Source organism: Yersinia sp. 1252 StPb PI, from assembly GCF_048593885.1.
Classification (GTDB): Bacteria; Pseudomonadota; Gammaproteobacteria; order Enterobacterales; family Enterobacteriaceae; genus Yersinia; species Yersinia enterocolitica_E.
Genome location: NZ_JAZGQE010000396.1, coordinates 1 through 1,089, shown reverse-complemented (window position 1 = coordinate 1,089; position 1,089 = coordinate 1). Strand labels below are relative to the sequence as shown.

The window sequence follows — 1,089 nt, the reverse complement described above, 5'->3', positions numbered from 1 at the left end:
CTCTCCATCCGTCCCCCCCCTTCTTATTTGGACTGTGAATGTTAACTGAGGTGGTGTTGATTCGTTTAACCCCCATGAAACATCTATGATGTTCCTTTCTTTTACATATGAGGCATTTAATAATGTAATTATGGGTGAAATAACTGGCTTTGGTTTATTATAAGATAGATTTGGGTTTAATGTAATTCTGTCGTTTGTATTATTTGACGGACCTACGCTTAATTTTATATTTTCATTTTCATATAATTCGGCATTCCATATACTAGGTGCCCCCCCTGCAGATGCAACATAGTTTGTCGGTTTTTCCCACACACCATTTTTATCCATTCTAAAATGCTTACCATAAATGCCATGGTATGATTCTGCATTTCCTGAAAACCTCTCAATAAAGCCATTGCAGCTATTGCCCGTAATGGGAAGGTTCTCTCCAGGGACATCAGCTGACATATAATGAGTCCATTTCGAATCTAGATACGAATACATAAACATTGCCATACCAGTACTATTTGAACCAACTGGATTATCCCACCGCCTGATTACCAGTGCGTACCATTGGTTTTGAACCCAGGGCATAGGGTGTGAAGTGTGTAGACCTGTGCCTTCGCCACCAAAATGACTGGAATACAATCCTGGCAGTCCATATGTCAGATTAACTTCAGGAGGAAGCGAAGGATCCTGGTCAGCTAAATCCCAAATAGAGCAAATATTGTTTCTTCTAAAAACCTGCCCAGCGAGAACGTTATCATTTTGGTGCTGAAGACCTGCGTACCCCCCTCTTTTTCCAAAATAAAAATTGCAGCCACTCCAGTAAATATAAACTTTATCTCCATCGGATGGGATCATCTGTTCAACATAAAGCAATTCAGCTTCATTTTTTTGGAAAAATGAAGTTATACTTGGCCCCCAAGATGGCACTGAATATACATTATAACCATCGTTACAATTATTTTTTTCATCTCTCTCAATAAACATATAAAACCCCGTTTATATCTAGTGATAGATATTATGTTGAATTATTAATTGATATAGCTCGCCTTTAGCAGGACATCGCCACCTATAGTATCCGTAACAGATTTTCGGTTGTATGGC

1 protein-coding gene is annotated in these 1,089 nt (G+C 38.8%); it reads right to left on the bottom strand.

What is annotated here, in order from left to right:
• Window positions 1-972 (bottom strand): DUF3472 domain-containing protein (locus V2A85_RS23870; protein ID WP_420072578.1); only part of this gene is annotated, 972 nt, incomplete at its 3' end.
• Window positions 973-1,089: the final 117 nt, after the last annotated feature.